Origin of the sequence: Streptomyces sp. NPDC127106 (genome assembly GCF_042677605.1) — a bacterium.
GTDB lineage: Bacteria > Actinomycetota > Actinomycetes > Streptomycetales > Streptomycetaceae > Streptomyces.
The window spans coordinates 72,643-88,915 of the sequence record NZ_JBHXTC010000010.1; the positions used below are offsets into that span (position 1 = coordinate 72,643).

At 69.9% G+C, this 16,273-nt stretch carries 23 protein-coding genes; 8 read left to right on the forward strand and 15 right to left on the reverse strand.

The annotated features are described in order from the left end of the window. Positions 1-299: 299 nt before the first annotated feature. Both ACFVGY_RS12560 and ACFVGY_RS12565 read left to right on the forward strand, forming a co-directional pair. Positions 300-893 (forward strand): TetR/AcrR family transcriptional regulator, encoded by a 594-nt coding sequence (locus ACFVGY_RS12560; protein WP_385675118.1) that lies wholly within the window; start codon positions 300-302, stop codon positions 891-893. Positions 894-916: 23 nt separating this feature from the next. After that, on the forward strand, positions 917-1,792 hold the full coding sequence (locus tag ACFVGY_RS12565) for an SDR family oxidoreductase (protein ID WP_385675121.1): 876 nt from the start codon (positions 917-919) through the stop codon (positions 1,790-1,792). Here ACFVGY_RS12565 and ACFVGY_RS12570 read toward each other — a convergent pair. The 10 genes from ACFVGY_RS12570 to ACFVGY_RS12615 form a co-directional block, all read right to left on the reverse strand. Continuing rightward, entirely contained in the window at positions 1,719-2,348 is a 630-nt protein-coding gene (locus ACFVGY_RS12570) for a hypothetical protein (RefSeq protein WP_385675123.1), read from the reverse strand. The two genes, ACFVGY_RS12565 and ACFVGY_RS12570, sit on opposite strands and share 74 nt — an antisense overlap. Before the next feature lie 61 nt (positions 2,349-2,409). After that, complete coding sequence (locus ACFVGY_RS12575; RefSeq protein ID WP_385675126.1) at positions 2,410-2,583, reverse strand: hypothetical protein; 174 nt, start codon at positions 2,581-2,583, stop codon at positions 2,410-2,412. Positions 2,584-2,688: 105 nt separating this feature from the next. Further along, positions 2,689-3,102: a gas vesicle protein K gene (locus tag ACFVGY_RS12580; RefSeq protein ID WP_385675129.1), complete on the reverse strand. Its 414-nt coding sequence runs from the start codon at positions 3,100-3,102 to the stop codon at positions 2,689-2,691. After that, a complete protein-coding gene (locus ACFVGY_RS12585; protein WP_385675131.1) occupies positions 3,092-3,352 on the reverse strand; it encodes a gas vesicle protein in 261 nt (86 codons plus the stop codon). The genes ACFVGY_RS12580 and ACFVGY_RS12585 overlap by 11 nt, the downstream gene beginning before the upstream one ends. Beyond that, positions 3,349-4,197: a GvpL/GvpF family gas vesicle protein gene (locus ACFVGY_RS12590; RefSeq protein WP_385675134.1), complete on the reverse strand. Its 849-nt coding sequence runs from the start codon at positions 4,195-4,197 to the stop codon at positions 3,349-3,351. The genes ACFVGY_RS12585 and ACFVGY_RS12590 overlap by 4 nt, the downstream gene beginning before the upstream one ends. Further along, a complete protein-coding gene (gvpJ, locus tag ACFVGY_RS12595; protein ID WP_385675346.1) occupies positions 4,194-4,571 on the reverse strand; it encodes a gas vesicle protein GvpJ in 378 nt (125 codons plus the stop codon). Before gvpJ (ACFVGY_RS12595) ends, ACFVGY_RS12590 begins: the two co-directional genes overlap by 4 nt. 139 nt (positions 4,572-4,710) lie before the next feature. Further along, on the reverse strand, positions 4,711-4,959 hold the full coding sequence (locus tag ACFVGY_RS12600; RefSeq protein WP_385675137.1) for a gas vesicle protein GvpG: 249 nt from the start codon (positions 4,957-4,959) through the stop codon (positions 4,711-4,713). A 47-nt stretch (positions 4,960-5,006) separates the two neighbouring features. Continuing rightward, positions 5,007-5,723 (reverse strand): GvpL/GvpF family gas vesicle protein, encoded by a 717-nt coding sequence (locus ACFVGY_RS12605; RefSeq protein ID WP_385675140.1) that lies wholly within the window; start codon positions 5,721-5,723, stop codon positions 5,007-5,009. Positions 5,724-5,726: 3 nt separating this feature from the next. Further along, positions 5,727-6,182, reverse strand: coding sequence for a gas vesicle protein GvpJ (gene gvpJ / locus ACFVGY_RS12610; protein WP_385675143.1), 456 nt, complete (start codon positions 6,180-6,182; stop codon positions 5,727-5,729). A gap of 30 nt (positions 6,183-6,212) precedes the next feature. Next, positions 6,213-6,584 (reverse strand): gas vesicle protein, encoded by a 372-nt coding sequence (locus ACFVGY_RS12615; protein WP_385675146.1) that lies wholly within the window; start codon positions 6,582-6,584, stop codon positions 6,213-6,215. Positions 6,585-6,803: 219 nt separating this feature from the next. On the opposite strand from ACFVGY_RS12615, the gene ACFVGY_RS12620 reads away from it, so the two are divergent. Together ACFVGY_RS12620 and ACFVGY_RS12625 are read left to right on the forward strand one after the other, a co-directional pair. Continuing rightward, on the forward strand, positions 6,804-7,916 hold the full coding sequence (locus ACFVGY_RS12620) for a histone protein (RefSeq protein ID WP_385675149.1): 1,113 nt from the start codon (positions 6,804-6,806) through the stop codon (positions 7,914-7,916). A gap of 4 nt (positions 7,917-7,920) precedes the next feature. Beyond that, positions 7,921-9,000: an SRPBCC family protein gene (locus ACFVGY_RS12625; RefSeq protein ID WP_385675151.1), complete on the forward strand. Its 1,080-nt coding sequence runs from the start codon at positions 7,921-7,923 to the stop codon at positions 8,998-9,000. 78 nt (positions 9,001-9,078) lie between these two features. On the opposite strand, the gene ACFVGY_RS12630 is transcribed toward ACFVGY_RS12625, so the two are convergent. Both ACFVGY_RS12630 and ACFVGY_RS12635 read right to left on the reverse strand, forming a co-directional pair. Beyond that, the gene (locus ACFVGY_RS12630) at positions 9,079-9,249 is read right to left on the reverse strand and encodes a CsbD family protein (RefSeq protein ID WP_385675154.1); all 171 of its coding nucleotides are present in this window, start codon (positions 9,247-9,249) and stop codon (positions 9,079-9,081) included. Between the two features lie 283 nt (positions 9,250-9,532). Next, a complete protein-coding gene (locus ACFVGY_RS12635) occupies positions 9,533-9,799 on the reverse strand; it encodes a GlsB/YeaQ/YmgE family stress response membrane protein (RefSeq protein ID WP_385675157.1) in 267 nt (88 codons plus the stop codon). Positions 9,800-10,143: 344 nt separating this feature from the next. Here ACFVGY_RS12635 and ACFVGY_RS12640 point away from each other — a divergent pair, with 344 nt between their 5' ends. Continuing rightward, a complete protein-coding gene (locus ACFVGY_RS12640; RefSeq protein WP_385675160.1) occupies positions 10,144-10,530 on the forward strand; it encodes a hypothetical protein in 387 nt (128 codons plus the stop codon). A 132-nt stretch (positions 10,531-10,662) separates the two neighbouring features. On the opposite strand, the gene ACFVGY_RS12645 is transcribed toward ACFVGY_RS12640, so the two are convergent. Next, entirely contained in the window at positions 10,663-11,655 is a 993-nt protein-coding gene (locus ACFVGY_RS12645) for a GlxA family transcriptional regulator (protein ID WP_385675162.1), read from the reverse strand. A 75-nt stretch (positions 11,656-11,730) separates the two neighbouring features. On the opposite strand from ACFVGY_RS12645, the gene ACFVGY_RS12650 reads away from it, so the two are divergent. Both ACFVGY_RS12650 and ACFVGY_RS12655 read left to right on the forward strand, forming a co-directional pair. Continuing rightward, positions 11,731-12,318: a cysteine hydrolase family protein gene (locus ACFVGY_RS12650; RefSeq protein WP_385675165.1), complete on the forward strand. Its 588-nt coding sequence runs from the start codon at positions 11,731-11,733 to the stop codon at positions 12,316-12,318. A gap of 213 nt (positions 12,319-12,531) precedes the next feature. Next, entirely contained in the window at positions 12,532-14,133 is a 1,602-nt protein-coding gene (locus ACFVGY_RS12655; protein ID WP_385675167.1) for a serine/threonine-protein kinase, read from the forward strand. A 113-nt stretch (positions 14,134-14,246) separates the two neighbouring features. Here the strand turns inward: ACFVGY_RS12655 and ACFVGY_RS12660 are convergent, their stop codons facing one another. Beyond that, positions 14,247-14,540: a hypothetical protein gene (locus tag ACFVGY_RS12660; RefSeq protein ID WP_385675170.1), complete on the reverse strand. Its 294-nt coding sequence runs from the start codon at positions 14,538-14,540 to the stop codon at positions 14,247-14,249. 435 nt (positions 14,541-14,975) lie between these two features. On the opposite strand from ACFVGY_RS12660, the gene ACFVGY_RS12665 reads away from it, so the two are divergent. Further along, positions 14,976-15,713, forward strand: a complete 738-nt coding sequence (locus ACFVGY_RS12665) for a hypothetical protein (RefSeq protein ID WP_385675173.1) — start codon at positions 14,976-14,978, stop codon at positions 15,711-15,713. A gap of 99 nt (positions 15,714-15,812) precedes the next feature. Here ACFVGY_RS12665 and ACFVGY_RS12670 read toward each other — a convergent pair whose 3' ends face one another. Beyond that, positions 15,813-16,265, reverse strand: a complete 453-nt coding sequence (locus tag ACFVGY_RS12670) for a hypothetical protein (protein ID WP_385675176.1) — start codon at positions 16,263-16,265, stop codon at positions 15,813-15,815. Positions 16,266-16,273: the final 8 nt, after the last annotated feature.

Here is a 16,273-nt window from a genome sequence, read left to right on the forward strand (position 1 = left end):
CAGGTGCGGGAGCCGGGCAAGAACCTGATCCGGCGAGCCCGCATCGAGCGCGTGGGCTGAACGGCCGGAGCCGACCCGAGGTAACCGGTGCCACGGCGGGGCACGCCGTCCCCGCCGTGGCACCGGTTCGCTCCCGGCCCCCTCGCAGGCCGGGGCTCGTACGGGTCGCCCGCCCTCGACCGCCTTCGCGCGGCCGCCGCCATCGAGCGAGGACAGCGACATGACGAAAATGGGCTATCAACGCCCCATAAAGAGGCGGCCCTTGCCAGTTCCGGAGGGGCGAGCACTACAGTGCGGCCATGGTCGGCAGCATGTACGAGTCGGGAGCCCGCAGCCGTACGCGCCGGGCGATACTCGGCGCCGCGGCCTCCGTGCTGTCCCGCCGGCGTGATGCCACGCTGGCGGACATCGCGGCAGCGGCGGGGGTCGGACGCAGCACCCTCCAGCGGTACTTCCCGGACCGGGAACTGCTCGTCTCGGCGGTCGTCGAGCATTCCCTCCAGCGGCTCGGCGAGTCCCTGAAGGAGGCCCGCATCGATGAGGGCCCGCCACTGCAGGCGCTGCGCCGACTGGTGGTCGCGATGCTCGATGTCGGCGATCACGTGCTGTTCCTGTACGGCGACCCGCGGATCACGCGGGCCGTCGCCGCGCGGGGCGGCCCCGATCCGGCAACCGACGAGATCGGGCAGCTGATCAGGCGCGGCCAGGCCGAGGGACTCCTGGACGCGGAAGTGAGCGGCGACTGGATCGAGCACGTGCTGTGGGCCCATGTGTCCGCAGGTTGCACGGCGGTCAGCGGGGGGACGCTCCCGCGCCACGGCGCCTCCGCATGGGTCATCCGCACGCTGGAGAACGGCATCGGGGCCCGCACGACATGCGGCAACCCTGACTGATGTGACGAGGCGAAAGGTGATCCATGACGATCCTGGTGACGGGGGCGGCCGGCAATGTCGGGCGGAACATCGTCCGGCAACTCGCGGCAAAGGGCCATGACGTACGGGCTCTGACCCGCAGGGCACGCATCGGGGTGTTCCCCGAAGGGGTCCAGGTGTACGAGGGCGATCTCACCCGTCCGCCGACACTGGAGGGTGCCCTGGAGGGCGTCGAAGCGCTCTTCCTCTTCCCCGTGGCGGCGACTGCCGACGAGGTGGTCGGCATGGCGCGGTCTGCAGGCGTGCACCGCATCGTGGTGCTCTCCTCCGACGCGGTCACCTCCGGCTACGACACCGACTTCCACCTGCCGGTGGAACGGGCGGTCGAGGCCTCGGGACTGGAATGGACGCATGTGCGTCCCGGAGAGTTCGCCATGAACAAGCTGGCCCTGTGGGGGCCGCCCGTCCGCGCGGAGCGTGTGGTGCGCGACCCGGCCCCGGACGAGGCGTGGTTCCCGCTGCATGAGCAGGACGTCGCCGACGTGGCCGTCCTCGCCCTGACAGAAGAGGGCCACACGGGGCAGGCGTACTCCCTCAACGGGCCCGAACCCCTCACACGTCGACGTCAGGTGGAGCTCATCGCCGAGGCGCTGGGGGAGGAGATCCGCTTCGAGACCGTGACCGCGCAGGAAGCCCGCGAGATCTATCTCGCGCAGGGCGGCTTCGCAGCGGAGAACGCCGATTTCCTCCTCGGCTACGAGGACTACGGCGGCAACGAGTCGGACCCGTCACGGAGCGAGGCGTTCGCCCCCCCGATCCTCGGGCCCCTACCGACGGCGGAAGCCGTCACCGGGCGGCCCGCCCGCACCTTCGCGCAGTGGGCACGGGACCACGCCGAGGACTTCCGCGCACCTCGGTGAAGCCGATGCGGTTCTCGAAGTTCGGCAGCGGCGGACATTCCGTGGCTTCGTTGGCCTCCGTACGTATGGCAGCTCGGCGTAGCGCAAGCTCTACGTCTGCACGCGCAGCACCGCGTAACTCCACGATCGTGATCGGAAACGTCTCGCCGTGCGGCACGGGGGTCACGGTGTCGGACGTGTTCGCCGCTGTCTGCTTCCAGACGCGGACGTACTTCGCCTTCGAGGCCCACACGCCCAGGTCTGCGGTGTCGGCACTGTAGACCTCCCAGCTCTTGCCCCGTTCCTCGCTGTCGAGGAGCCAGGTTCGCGGCCTCGCCTCCCACACGGTGACACGGGTGACCCACTGCAGAAGTTGGTGGAACGGGTTGTGGAGGTCGGCGGGCTCGCTCGGGGCGCGCAGCGAGCCCAGCGCGGCCAAGCCCAAGGAGGAGAGTGAGTACGCGACCGCCGTCGCGCCCTCGTTCCCCTCGTCGGGCGGAACCGTGACGGCCGTGCCCGCGTAGTGCGCTGCGCCGTACAGCGTGGCCTTGAACGTCACATCGGCATGGTCTGCCATGGCTACCTCTGGTTGCGCAGGCGCCCGGTGGCGGTGACGCGGGTCGGCGCTCGGCACCGACTCAGGGCTTGAGATCGTCCTTGGCCCTCTCCTTCACCTGCCGGGCCTTGCCGCGGGCCTCCAGGGCCGCGCCCTTGGCCTCCGTGGTCTTGTTGCCCAGGGCGTGTGCCGTCTTCCGCACGGCCTTCCCGGCCACTTGCTCGGCCGTGGCCTTGATCTTCTCGCTGGCACTCATGTCCGTTCCCTCCTCTCGTCACGTATGCCTCTACCCAAGGAACGGGGGAGAAACGGGCTCGCGCGGACTGTGAATCCGAGCCCGGGGCCCGGTCGGGGTGTGTGCTCAGGGGCGTTCGGGAGGCGGAAGCAGCGGACCGAGGGGGCCGAGGTCGAGGTTGAGGTCGTCGAGGGTGCAGCCGTGCTGGGCGCACAGTTCGATCATGCGGTCGTGGAGGGCGAGGAGCGTCGCCCCGAGTTCCTCCTCCTGCGCGTCACTCAGGCCGCCCGCTTCGACGCGGCGGAGGGCCTGCCGCTCGATGAGCTGTCGGAGGAGTTCGACCACGGTCAGCACGAGTTTGACCAAGTCCTCCCCGACCGTATCCGGCCCGGTGTGGATGCGGCGTCCACGGGAGCGGCCGGAGGGCCTCGCGTCCGCCGGGGAGGCCGGCAGCAGCCGGACGGCGTCGGCCATGGCGTCGCCGACCGCCCGCAAGTCCGGGGTTGCGGGGCGGGGCCGGTCGGCGGGGTCAGGGCTCATGGCGCTGCTCACCGTCCAGTGTCGGTCGCGGAGCGTCGGCGGTGGTCACGGAGCTGATGAGGGCGCGCAGGGAGATGCGGACGAGGTCGATGTCCGCGATGGACAGGATGATGTCGCCGGTGATGACGACGCCTCCGGCCAGTAGCCGGTCGAGGAGATCGACGAGCGCGACCTGACGGCCGGGCAACGCGGCCTCGGCGCGTGCGTGGGGGTGTGCGTCCACGGGGACGTGGCGGTCGGAGCAGTTCATGGCGCAGGGTCAGCCGGTGGCGCGGCGGCGAAGGAGTACGGAGCCCAAGGGCCGGTCAGCTCCAGGCGAATGCCGGGCAGGTCCTCGGCCACGCTGCCGACCGCGGCCCGGAAGGCTTCGGCCTGCGCGTCGGGCACGAGAAAGGCGTCGTTGAGGACGTTCTCTCCGTCCGCCGGGGCGGTGAGGGGCCCGCTCTGCGCGGGATGGCGTACGTGCTGGGCCGTGTACTCGCGGGCGATCCCGGCGATGCGGTCGGCGGCGAGTTGCGCCTGCCGGTAGTGGTCCTCGCGGGCGTCGTGGCGGGCCCTGCGGGCCTGGAGGTAGGCCTTGCCCGGGCTGGCCGGCACGGGTGCCGGGGTGCCGGTGGGCGGGGCGGCGGGGCGTACGTACACCTTGACGCCGTACTCGGTGTGGCCGCCCAGCCGTGCCAGCTGCGCGGCGAAGTCCGGGCCCTGCTGCTCCAGGGCCTGCAGTGCCCGGGCGTGGTCCTGGTAGAGGGTGGCCAACCTCAGCGGCAGGACGGTGGTGTGAGCGGCGAGGGTCTCGATGACGTGGTGGTGGGCGCGGGCGGTCTCCTCCAGCCAGCGGACGTCCTCGAAGCGTTCCCTGAGCACGTCTTCGGTCCACTCCGAGCGGGAGACGTCGCTGATGACGAAGGCGACGGGCGCTGCCGCCCCGGTTGGGGGCACCAGCAGCGTCACGGGGCTGCCGGCCACCCCGGCGAGTCCCGGAAGAAGATCGTCCAGCGCGGGCGCGGGTCCCGTGACGGCGTAGACGTAGGTGAGCGTCGAGGCGGCAGCGGCAGCCGCAGCCGCAGCCGCGGCAGCGGTGGCAGGGGCCGTCATGGCTCGGTCCTCCGCTCCGGCCTACTCCGGGCGGGACGCTCCGCCCGATCGAGACCCAAGGGGTCGGGCTGCTGTGCGGACGGGGCGATCTGGTCCCGTCGCAGCTGCGCCAGCTCGGCGCGCAGGCGCTGGTTCTCATCGGCCAGCGACTCGTCCCGGTGACGGGAGGAAAGCGACGCATCGTGTTCCCACCAGTCGATGCCCATCTCCTTGGCCTTGTCCACCGAGGCGATCAGGATCCGCAGTTTGATGGTGAGGAGCTCGATGTCGAGCAGGTTGATGCGGATGTCTCCGGCGATGACGATGCCCTTGTCCAGCACACGCTCGAGGATGTCGGCCAGACTGGCCGAGGAGCTCGGGGGGTAGCCCGCCATCGGGGGGCCCGTGCCGAATCTACGGTCCAGGGGGTTCGTCACGTACGTTCGCCTCCCAATCGTCCGTCGCCGCAGTCCTCACTCGTCGGCGCGGCCCCGCACCGGCCACGGGGCGGGTCCCCGTCATGGGACGGCGCCGTCACAGGTCGCCCCTGCGGTACCTGTCGATCTCCTCCAGTCGTTCGATCAGCAGGTCCTCCTCGCGCTCGAAGGTCTCCTCGTCGATCTCCCCGTCGGCGAGCCGGCGCTCCAGCTCGGCGAGCTGCGCCCAGACGGGTGCCGGGTCGTAGTACTCGGCCGTGGCCTGGTCCGCCACCTGCTGTGCGACCCACAGCACGCCCCGGACGGGCAGCAGCGGCGCGGTGATCAGTTTCTCCAACAGACCCATCTCGGGGCTCCTCTCCACGGCTGCGACCCGGCCCGCGGCTCGCTGCCCTAGGCCACGAAGCTGTACGGGGGCAGCGGCCCGGTGAGGCGGACCACGACGCCGCTGTCGTCGTCCCGGGCGAGCTCCTTGTGTGCCTTCACGAGGGCCGCTTCATCCCCGAAGGGCACGAGGAGGGACAGGTTGAGGAAGTCCTCTCCACCGGGGGTGTGCAGGGCGTGATCCTTCCCCAGCGGCACCAGCGCCCTCACGAGCTCCACAGCCGCGCTCGAACGTCGCAGTTCGACCTCGTCAGCGATCATGCGTCCCAGCTCCAGGGGCAGACGCGGGTCCTGGGATCCGGCGAGGATCTCTTCGTTCAGTCTGCGCGCCTCGGGCAGGTCGTCCAGGATCTCGCGGAGCAGGAGATCCTGCTTCCGGGAGGCCTTCACGTTGTACTCGGCACAGCCCTGCACGCGTTCGAGCGCGGCACGGTACGTTCCCGCCTGCTCCTCGAGTACCGCGCGGACGGCTTCGTCGTCGGGCGCGGTGTATCCGAACTGGAGGGGCAGCGGTGTCCCGTCGGCGAGGAGACGGTTCTGGACGGCCTGGTGGGCGGCCACGTCACGCCGTTTGGGGCGGATCTCCTCGTCGATGTCGCTCACCACGGCGCACAGGCCGCCTGCCGGGACGACCCGGACGGGCGCGGCGTGGGCCCCCACGCCGGTCACTCCGTCGACCCGGCAAGGGTGGTCGCTCAGGGTGACGGCATATACGTAAACGGCCACGGTTCACTCCTTCTCACGCCGCACCGGACGCCGCGCGGGCCGGCGGCGCCGCGGAGGCTCCTCTTCCTCCTCCTCGGGCTCCTCCTCCTCGCCGCCCTTGCCGGACAGGGACTGCGTGAAGCCCTCCACCGCCCCGGTGAGCGCCCCCTTGGCCTTCCCCCGGCTCCCGCCCTCGACCATCTTGTCGACCATCTCGGGCAGCTGGGCGGGCGCGCCGCGGCCCGCTTCCAGGTCCAGCCTGTTACAGGCCTCGGCGAACCGGAGGTAGGTGTCGACACTGGCGACGACGATCCGCGCGTCGATCTTGATCAGTTCGATGCCGACCACCGAAATGCGCACGAAGGCGTCGATGACCAGTCCACGGTCGAGAATGAGTTCAAGGACGTCATAGAGGCTGCTCGAACTGCCTCCGCCGGTGCGGCTGAGGCCTCCGCTCGCCCCCTGCGGCATCACCGTCATGGTGTTTCCCTTCCGGGCCGAACGGCAGCGTCAGCCGCCCGGCCGGTCGATCATGCCCCGGCTGTACCTCCGGGTCCGTTCGTACGAGATCAGCTCGCCCTGCTCGTCCAGCTGGACCCGGTAGCTGCCCATGACGCTGGTGGTGTCCGGGATGCGCTCGAGCTCGACCACCTCCACCACCGCCTCCCAGCCGTCGTCCGTGGGCTTCAGGGACGAAACCGACTCGGGGCGCCGGCCGAGCAGCTCTGACAACTGCTCCGCGGCAGCCCGCAGAGCGGCCCCCGCGCCTGGCACACCGCGCTTCTTCGAGGCGCTGGTCTTGCGTGCGGGCCTGGTACCGGGCTGTTCGTCGTCGCCCGGGGACGGGCGGCGCCGGCGGCGAGCCGGTTCCGGCGTGGTCATCTGCTCCCCTCGTAAACCGATCTCCATGGACCTAACGCCTCCCCCGTCACGTCCACACCACACCCCATGAATCGAACTTTCTTCACATATCACTGCATATCCCCGGCCAGGGTGAGCAGCCACCAGGTATGTACGTCAGGGCCCCGTCCTGATGGAGAAGCCACCGGCACCACCTGACCGCGGCCAGGTGGACCACCACTTCGAGAAGGGATCAGGCTGATGGAGGATGTGAGCAAGATCGCCCTGGCAGCCGCCGTCGCGGGAGGCTACGTACTGGGGCGGACGAAGAAGGGCCGCATGGCCCTGTCGTTGGCGACCTACCTTGCCGGCCGCAGATTCGGCCTCCAACCGGGCCAGCTCGTGGCACTGGGGGTACGCAAACTCGGGGAGATGCCGCAGGCGGCCGAACTCGGTGAACAGCTCCGCGGCGAAGCCCTCGAAGCGGGCCGCAAGGCCCTCACAGCCGCTGCCAACCGGCAGCTCTCCGGCCTGGCCGACACCCTCCACCAGCGCACGCTCGAACTCACCCGCGGGCGCGAGGAGCCGGACGAGGAGTACGAGGAAGAGGAAGACGAGGGCTACGACGAGGAGCCCTACGCGGACGAGGAGTCCGACGAGGCGACGTACGAGGACGAGGAGCCGTACGAAGCCGGAGAAGAGGACGAGGAGGAGCCCTACGAGGGCGAGGAAGAGCAGGAGGAACCGGAAGCCGAGGAGGAACCGGAAGCCGAGGAGGAACCGGAAGCCGAGGAGGAGCCGGAGCCGGAGGAGGAGCCGGAGCCGGAGGAGGAGCCGGAGCCGGAGGAGGAGCCGGAGACCGAGGAGCGCCCCCGCAGGCGCGCGCGCCGCAGTGCCGCGCGTTCCCCGGCAGCAGGCGGCTCGTCCGAGCGCGCATCCAAGACGTCCGCGTCCCGTGGCCCACGGGCGAAGAAGGCCCCGCCGGCCAAGGAGGCCACACCGGCGAAGAAGACGTCCACCCCGACCAAGAAGACCGTGGCTGCGGAGCGGAAGCCGGCGAAGAAGGCAGCGGCGAAGAAGACGACCGCACCAGCGAAGAAGGCCGCGGCGAAGAAGACGAGCACACCTGCGCGGAAGACGGCTGGACCGGCCAAGAAGGCCGCGGCGAAGAAGGCTCCGGCGAAGAAGGCTCCGGCGAAGAAGACCGCGGCGAAGAAGACCGCGTCCGCCAGGCCGCCGGCGAAGAAGGCCGCGGCGAAACGGGCGCCGGCGAAGAAGACGGCGGCGCGCCAACCGACACGGAGCACCACCGGCAGGAAGACCTCGACGTCAGCCAAGAAGACGACGGCCCGCAAGCCGTCGACGCGGAGGTAGCGCCATGGCCACCCCACACCGTTCACGCACGTCCGGGGACTCGCAGTCCCCCATGGACCAGCTGCTCGACGAAGTGGCCGGCTACCTCTCCGCCCAGGCGAACCAGCTGGCCGACAAGGCAGTCGACAAGCTGGGCGACATCACGGACGAGCTCTCCGACGTGGCGGAGAACGGAGGCTCGCTCGCTGACATCGGCGGCAGACTCCTCAAGGGCGACTCACCCGTCAAGGCCGCGATCGGCAGCACCGTCGACGGGCTGAAGGACAAGGTCAAGGACATCGGCAGCAACCTGATGGGCGGGGGCAAGGGCCGCAAGAGCGGATCCAAGCCCACGCACATCTGCGAAGCCGTCGACGTCGGAGTCCCGCTGCGCACCGCCTACGACCACTGGACGCGGTACGAGGACTTCAGCACGTTCGCGAAGGGTGTGCGCAGCGTTTCACAGGGCGACGACACCACCTCGGACTGGAAGGTCAAGGTCGGCCCCTCCACCCGCAGCTGGCAGGCGACGGTCCAGGAGCAGGTCCCCGACGACCGCATCGTGTGGACCTCCGAAGGCGCCAAGGGCACCACGCGCGGCTGCGTCAGCTTCCACGAACTCGCCCCCTCCCTCACCCGCATCCTGGTGATCGTCGAGTACTACCCCTCCGGCATGTTCGAGAGGACGGGCAATCTCTGGCGCGCGCAGGGCCGGCGCCTGCGGCTGGACCTCAAGCACTTCGCGCGCCACGTCAGCCTCTCGGACGAGGAGCCGGACGGCTGGCGCGGCGAGATACGCGACGGCGAGGTGGTGCGCACCCACGAGGAGGCCGTCGAGGAGGAAGAGGAGGAGTCCTCGGAGGGCGAGCCGGAGGAGTACGAGGACGAGGACGAGGACTACGGGGAGGGCGAGGAGGACGAGGAGGGCTACCCCGACGACGAGAACGACGACGAATACGACGACGAGCAGGTGGACGAGCAGGACGAGGAGGAAGGAGACGAGGAGGACGACGTCGAGAACGGGGACGAGGGCGAAGTCGAAGACGAAGTCGAAGAAGACGCCCCCAGAGCCGAACCTCGCCGCCGCCAGCGCAGCCGCCGGTGACGCGTCGATTTCCCTCCGTAGCCCGCACACGAGGCCGCCGTCCTGGAATGGACGGCGGCCTCCGCCTTGCGGCTTCGGTCAGGTGAGCGTGTCCTTGGCCTTCTGGCCGGTCTGCTTGGCTTCAGCGGCCGTTTGCTCGAGCTTTCCCTTCGCCTCGAGGCTCTCGTTTCCGACGGTCTTGCCGGTGGCTTCCTTGACCTTGCCCTTCATGTTCTTTCCGATGTTCTTGGCTTTCTTGCCCGTGGCCATGTGGTCACCTCCGAGCTTCTGCTTGGCCGCTGCCCCGCGGGGCGCCACCTATACCTTCCCGAGCGACGTTATTGCGTCGAGCCCGTGCTGGCGTCGGTCCGTCACGCCGCTCGCACGACGGACCGCAGCGCACGCCGGATCGCCAGCCCCGCACCCCACACCATCAGTCGCACGCCCCACACCGTGAGGCGCAGCAAGGCCCGGCGCAACACGGCTCGTGGCGTCCACCGAGCGAACGCCCGCCACCTGCTCCGCTTGCGGCCGTGCCGCCGCGGGGCGAGCTTCATGAGTGTCTCCTGCCGGCTACCAGGCGGTAGACGCCCAGGAGGACGAGGGAACCGACAATGGCGGCGATCCAGGTGGAGAGCTCGAAGAAGCCGTCAACCGAGTCGACCCCGAAAATGACCTTCCCGAGCCATCCGCCGAGAAGCGCGCCGACAATACCGATAAGCATGGTGATGATGATGCCGCCGGGGTCCCGGCCCGGCATCAGGACCTTCGCGATGATCCCGGCCAGCAGGCCCAGAAGAATCCAACCGATGATGCCCATGGAACGCCTCTTGTAAATGAACGAACGTATGTAAACCCATCTGCGCCGCCTGCCGGATTTCAAACCATGAAACATGTCCCAATTGGTGATGCCCTCGGCCCGTGCGGGTACGGCTGACCAGACCTCGACGTGCAAGCTCTTCGAACGAAGATCGACTGTGTGTGCGAAAGGTCGTCCGCGATGCGGCTGAAAATAGAACTAGTCATCACGGTTGCGTGTGGAGTGGGCCGTGCCACCGTCACCGACTTCCGTGCACCCACAGGATCAGGCTTCGGGAACCGTGAGCTCATTTTTCGGTTCGTGGCCCGGAGACAGATGGTGTCGAGGCAAGTTGGGACGGGTGCATGCTCAAAGCAAGGCTCAAGAAGCTCTCGGTCGCCCTGTCGGTGCTCGGCCTGGCCCTCAGTGGCACGGTCGCCACCCAGGGAACCGCCCAGGCGGCAAGTTACGGCTGGGTGTACATCTCCTACCCGAAGTGGCTCGGGAACTGCCCGAACGCGACCGTCACGGGAATTCAGGGGTACACGGACTACTGGAGCACCAACTGGGACTGGGGCGACGACCTGGTGTACGGCAAGGTCGCCCTCGGCCAGCGCAACACCGTCATCGGCAACCTGTTCTGCAAGCGGCCCGGCGGCGGCTACTACCAGGCCGTGGCCCGCTACGACGTCGTTCCGACACGCAACGGCCAGACCGTGTGGGTCGGCCCGACCGGCTGGACGCGCAACTGACGGGCCGGCGGGTCGACGGCTGATGGCCGAGGCCCCGGGACGCGTACACGCGTACACGCCCCGGGGCCTGTGTCGTGTCGCGGATCCGTCGTCGCGGATCCGGCACACCGCGATCGGCTCCGGCCTCGCCCCTCAACGCTCCTGTGCCGAAGGTGGCCGTGCGGCGAACGAGGCGCGGTAGGCGCGCGGGCTGGTGGCCAGGCGGGATGCGAAGTGCTGGCGCATGGTGACCTCGCTGCCGAAACCGGACCGGCGGGCGACCTCGGGCATGGTCAGATCGGTGCGTTCGAGGAGTTTCTGAGCCGCCGCGATGCGGTGGTCCACGAGCCAGCGCAGCGGGGTCGTTCCGGAGGCCGCCACGAAGTTCCGGGCGAAGGAGCGCGGTGACATCCCGGCGCGGGCGGCGAGCGCGGACACCGTGAGCGGCTCGTGGAGGTGCGTCAGGGCAAAGGCGCGTACCTCGGCCAGCGTGTCCGCGTCGCGGTCGGCGTGCGGGGTGGGACGTTCGATGAACTGGGCCTGGCTGCCCGTCCGGAACGGCGCGGTGACCATGGAACGGGCGATGGCCGCGGCGGCCTCCGCGCCGTGCGCGGCGCGCACCAGGTGCAGGCACAGGTCGATGCCGGCGGCGGTTCCGGCGGCGGTCCACAGGTTGCCGTCCTCGACGAACAGGGCGTCGGGCTCGACCAGCACCCGGGGGTACCGGGCCCGCAGCAGATCGGTCAGTGCCCAGTGGGTCAGCGCCCGGCGGCCGTCGAGGAGCCCGGCCTGGGCGAGCGTGAACGCGCCGCCGCACAGCGCGGCGATGGTGGTGCCGCGGGCGTGGGAGCGGCGCAGCGCCGCGAGGACCGGTTCGGGCGCCGGGGTGAGATGGTCGTCCAGGCCCGGCACCAGGATCAGCTCGGCGCGGGGCAGCCAGGCGAGGGTGCGGTCCGGTGTGAGTGCGAGCCCGCCGCGCATCGGTACCGGTCCGGGGCTCGCGGCCACCCGGCGCAGCTCGAAGCCGGGCACCCCGTGCTCGGTGCGGTCCGCGCCCCACACCTCCGTGATCACCGAGACGTCGAAGGCCCGGATGCCAGGGAAGGCGAGCAGGGCGATGCGGTGGGCCGGTGCCGGTCGGGTCATCCTGGCAGTAAACCATCGATCGCTGTCTTTTCACCTCCTGTGATCGGGCCGGGCGGGGGAGGCAGGATCGTGGGTATGGAGATCACACAGAACGCGGCGCTGGTCGTGGTGGACGTGCAGAAGGGCTTCGACGAGTCGGAGTTCTGGGGACCGCGCAACAACCCGGCCGCCGACGGGAACATCGCCTCGCTGATCGAGGCCTGGCAGGACACGGACCGGCCGGTCGTCTTCGTCCGGCACGACTCGAACACGCCCGGCTCGCCGCTGCGGACCGGGTACGAGGGGAACGACTTCAAGGAGTACGTCGAGGACAGGCGCGGCAAGGGCCGCGGCCCGGAGCTGCTCGTCACCAAGTCGGTGAACTCGGCGTTCTACGGCACCCCCGACCTCGACGGCTGGTTCAAGGCGGCGGGCATCACCCAGGTCGTGCTGGTCGGCATCCAGACCAACATGTGCGTGGAGACCACCGCCCGCATGGGCGGGAACCTCGGCTACGACGTGCTGGTCGCCCTCGACGCCACCCACACCTTCGACCTGACCGGCCCGAACGGCTGGCACCTGACGGCCGACGAACTGACCCGGGCGAGTGCCGTCTCCGTGCACGGCGGCGGCTTCGCCAGGGTGGTGACGACCGGCGAACTGATGGCCGCGGTCCGCCCCTGACGCCCCCGGGGTCCAGGCTTCCTTGCGCGAAGACGTTCGGCCGCACCGAAGGACGCACCGGCCTCGACCCGTTCATGAACCTGGCCCCAGGTCGTGATCAGGAGCCCTACGCAAGCGCCAAGCGCGTGTTCGGGCGGCGCCGACCACTTAGGGTGAGCCACCGGACGGCCCGTGCACCGCGGGGCCGCAACGGCCAGGGAGGCGGGGGAGTTCGTGGAGTCGCTACGGCCCGGTGATCCGCCGGAGATCGGCGGCTACCGCCTGCTGGCGCGGCTCGGCGAGGGAGGCATGGGCGAGGTGTTCCTGGCCCGTACCGTCTCCGGCCGGCCGCTGGCCCTGAAGACCGTGCACCGCGATCTCAGCCTCCAGCCGGACTTCGCCGAACGGTTCGCCAGGGAGATACGCACCAACGACCGTGTCCGCTGCGCCTGGACCGTCTCCGTGGTGGACTTCAGTCCGCCGGGCACGACACCGCAGTGGCTGGCGACGGAGTACGTCGCCGCGCCGTCGCTCGGGGACTGGGTGCGCACGCACGGGCCGCTGGCCGCACCCGCCGTGAAGTGCCTGGCCCGGGAGCTGTCGGCCGCGCTCGTCGCCGTGCGGGAGGCGGGTGTGGTCCACCGCGACATCAAACCGGGGAACGTACTGCTCGGCCCGGAGCGGCCCTTCCTCATCGACTTCGGCATCGCCCGCGCAGCGCACGACCCGCGCCGCACCCGGACCGGAGCGGTGATCGGCACGCCCGGCTTCCTGGCGCCGGAGCAAGCGACCGGCGACGTCGCGGCCGCGCCGGCGGACGTGTTCTCCCTCGCCGCGGTCCTCGTGTACGCGGGCACCGGGCGCAGCCCGTTCCTGGCGGCGGGCGAGGAGCTGGACCTGCCGGCCCTCCTGTACCGGATCGTCCACGACGAGCCCGTACTCGACGGCGTACCGGAGGCGATCCTGCCCCTGGTGCGGGAATGCCTGGCCAAGGATCCGGGTCGGCGTCCGGGCGCCGAGGAGATCCGGGCACGGTTCGGCGCCGCCGCGGAGCCGGACTGGAGCGAGGCGGTGCCACCGGCGCTCCCGGCCGAGGTCGCCCGCCGGGAAGCCGAACTCCGGCTCCTCCTCACCACGCCCCGGCCTCCCGCCACTGCCCCGCCGGGGACCGGCCCCACACCCGTCCCCCCGCCCTTTCCCAGTGCGCCGCCGGCCGTCCCGGCCACGGCCCCCGAGGCGTCCCCGGCCGCTTCCGGAGACCGCAGCGGATGGGCGGCCCGCCGGCCCCTGCTGCTCGGCGCGGCCGCCGGAGCCGCCGTACTGATCGCCGCCGCCGTCCTCCCGGTCCGGTTCCCCTGGAGCGGCGGGGGAGCCGACACCGCGCCCCCTACGAGCAGCCCGGCACCGTCCCCCTCGGCTCCCTCGCCCTCGGCGCGGACGTTGCCTGCGTCGTGGGTGGGCACGTGGTCCGGCGTCGGCCCCGGCACCCCGGACGCCGACGGCATCTCCCGTGCTCGGACGGGGAAGTTCACCGTCACGGTCACCCTCAACCCGGGCGCCGTGGGTGAGGTGGTGGGCCGGCAGGTCAGCGAGGTCAAGGAGACCTCCAGCGGACGCAACCTGGGATGCACGGAGGCCCTCGAACTGCGGCAGGTCGGCCGGAACAGCGCCGTCTTCGCTGCCGTGACCAGCCATCCCACCGACCGTGCGCAGACCTTCGACTGCCCCCGGGACAATCGCTACGTGCTCACCATGGCGGATCCGGACCGGCTGACCCTCGAGTCGGAGGGAGCGCAGTCCGCAGGCTCCCCCGCAGGCCTGACCCGCCACCGCTGAAGTCGATCCAGCACCGGTACTGCCACCGGTGGGTGGGCGGCGCCGCGACGGCGCCGCCCGCTGCGCGTCGTGCCCGCGCAGGGCAGGACCTCTCGTTCGACCGGGGGCGCGGCTCAGTGCTGGGCGCTGGTGTCGGTGGGGGTGTTCGCCTGTGCGACGGCGAGGTCGGCGGAGTTCGCGTTGGTGCTGTCGTCGCCGCTGCAGATCTGTTGGATCACGTTGGTCTGCGTGATGTTGCCGAAGACCGCGATGGTCACGTCGACATCCACGTTCGGGATGTCGACGAGGCCGGGCGTATTGGTGTTGCTGGCCGTGGCGGTCTGCGTGCACTGAGTGGTGTCCGTGCCGTTCTTGGAGTCGTCGGCCGAGGCGGCTCCGACCCCGGCCATGCCAAGGCTTCCGATCATGGCAACTACAAGAGCAGCGTTGCGAAGCGTGCGCATTGCATCCCCATCTCCGTCTGAGTCCCGGCAGTGACCGGAACGTTACGGTTGTGCACTGTATGTGATGATCTGACCTTTTCTGGCGCAACACGCCGCCCGGCCCACGGCAAGTGCTCGCACCCGCTGGAGTGATCCGGCCGGGCGTGGAAGCCGCTGTGGGGGGCGGCCGGGGGTCGCGAGATGGCGGAGGGGTGACGTCGCCGTCGAAGGCGGCCGGATTTTACGTCGCACATTCATCCTGTCAAGCCACGAATTTCCGCACCTTTGCCCGCCTTCCGGGGTGAGTCAATCTGGATTCAGGCAAAGCGCCGAGTCATCGCACGGAGATGGCGAAACAAGAAAATGCAATCCCGCCGCTCTGCACTGGAAATGTGTAGTTCCTCTGCAAGGAGAAAAACAATGACTGTCAAGATTCACACCCGCATTCCCCGTATCGTCGCCACCTCTTTCGTTGCCGCGTTCGTCGTCGGAGCGGCCGGAGTGACGGGCGCTCATGCCGCTCCTCAGACGGCGACGGCTGTGCCGAGCGTGGTGCAGGACGTCGGTGACGAGGTCAATCAGGCGAATGTGAACCAGGGCGGCGGTGACACGAACCAGGCGAATGTGAACCAGGGTGACGGTGACACGAACCAGGCGAATGTGAACCAGGGTGACGGTGACACGAACCAGGCGAACGTCAATCAGGGTGACGGTGACACGAACCAGGCGAATGTGAACCAGGGTGACGGTGACACGAACCAGGCGAATGTGAACCAGGGTGACGGTGACACGAACCAGGCCAACGTGAACCAGGGTGGCGGTAAGACCAACCAGGCCAACGTCAACCAGGGCAAGGGCAAGGGCAAGACCAACCAGCTCAACCTGAACCAGGGCGGCGGTAAGACCAACCAGGTCAACGTCAACCAGGGCAAGGGCAAGGGCAAGACCAACCAGCTCAACCTGAACCAGGGCGGCGGTAAGACCAACCAGGCCAACGTCAACCAGGGCAAGGGCAAGGGCAAGACCAACCAGCTCAACCTGAACCAGGGCAAGGGTAAGACCAACCAGGCCAACGTCAACCAGGGTGGCGGTAAGACCAACCAGGCCAACGTGAACCAGGGTGGTGGCAAGACCAACCAGGCCAACGTCAACCAGTAGGAGCCGAGCCCCTGCCACAGCCGGATAGACGGAACCCGCCACAGGACTGTGGCGGGTTCCCTCACATGGTGAATGAAGACCGCCGTCGGCGCGGCCGGGTCAGACGCTGGATCCCGGCAGAGCCTCGGGGCCGGTCGGTCCGTCGGGACGCGGCGAAGGGGGCAGCGGACGACGGGCGTTCTCGTCGTTCTCGACGGCTCGGGCGATCTCGTCGAGCAGCGCACGCGCCGACTCGGCTCCGGAGGCGTTCGTACCGTCGACGGTGATCACAGTGCGCCCACCCTCGCGGTCCTTCTCCCAGGACACCTTGAACCGGCCGGCCCGCAGCCGGATCCAGGACTGCACCACCGCGCCGAGCGCGAGCAGCCCGGCGGCCCCCACCTCGGCGATCAGCCCGTACAGGTCGCCGCCGAGGGTGCCGGGCCGGATCGGGGCGCGCAGTTCTTCGACGCGTCCCAGGCTCGGCTCCGCACCGAGCTTGGCTGCGAGATCGCGCCAGTCGTCGGCCTCCACGGAATCGGCGGGCCCGTCCGAGGTGAAGCTGATCCTCATGTGATTCC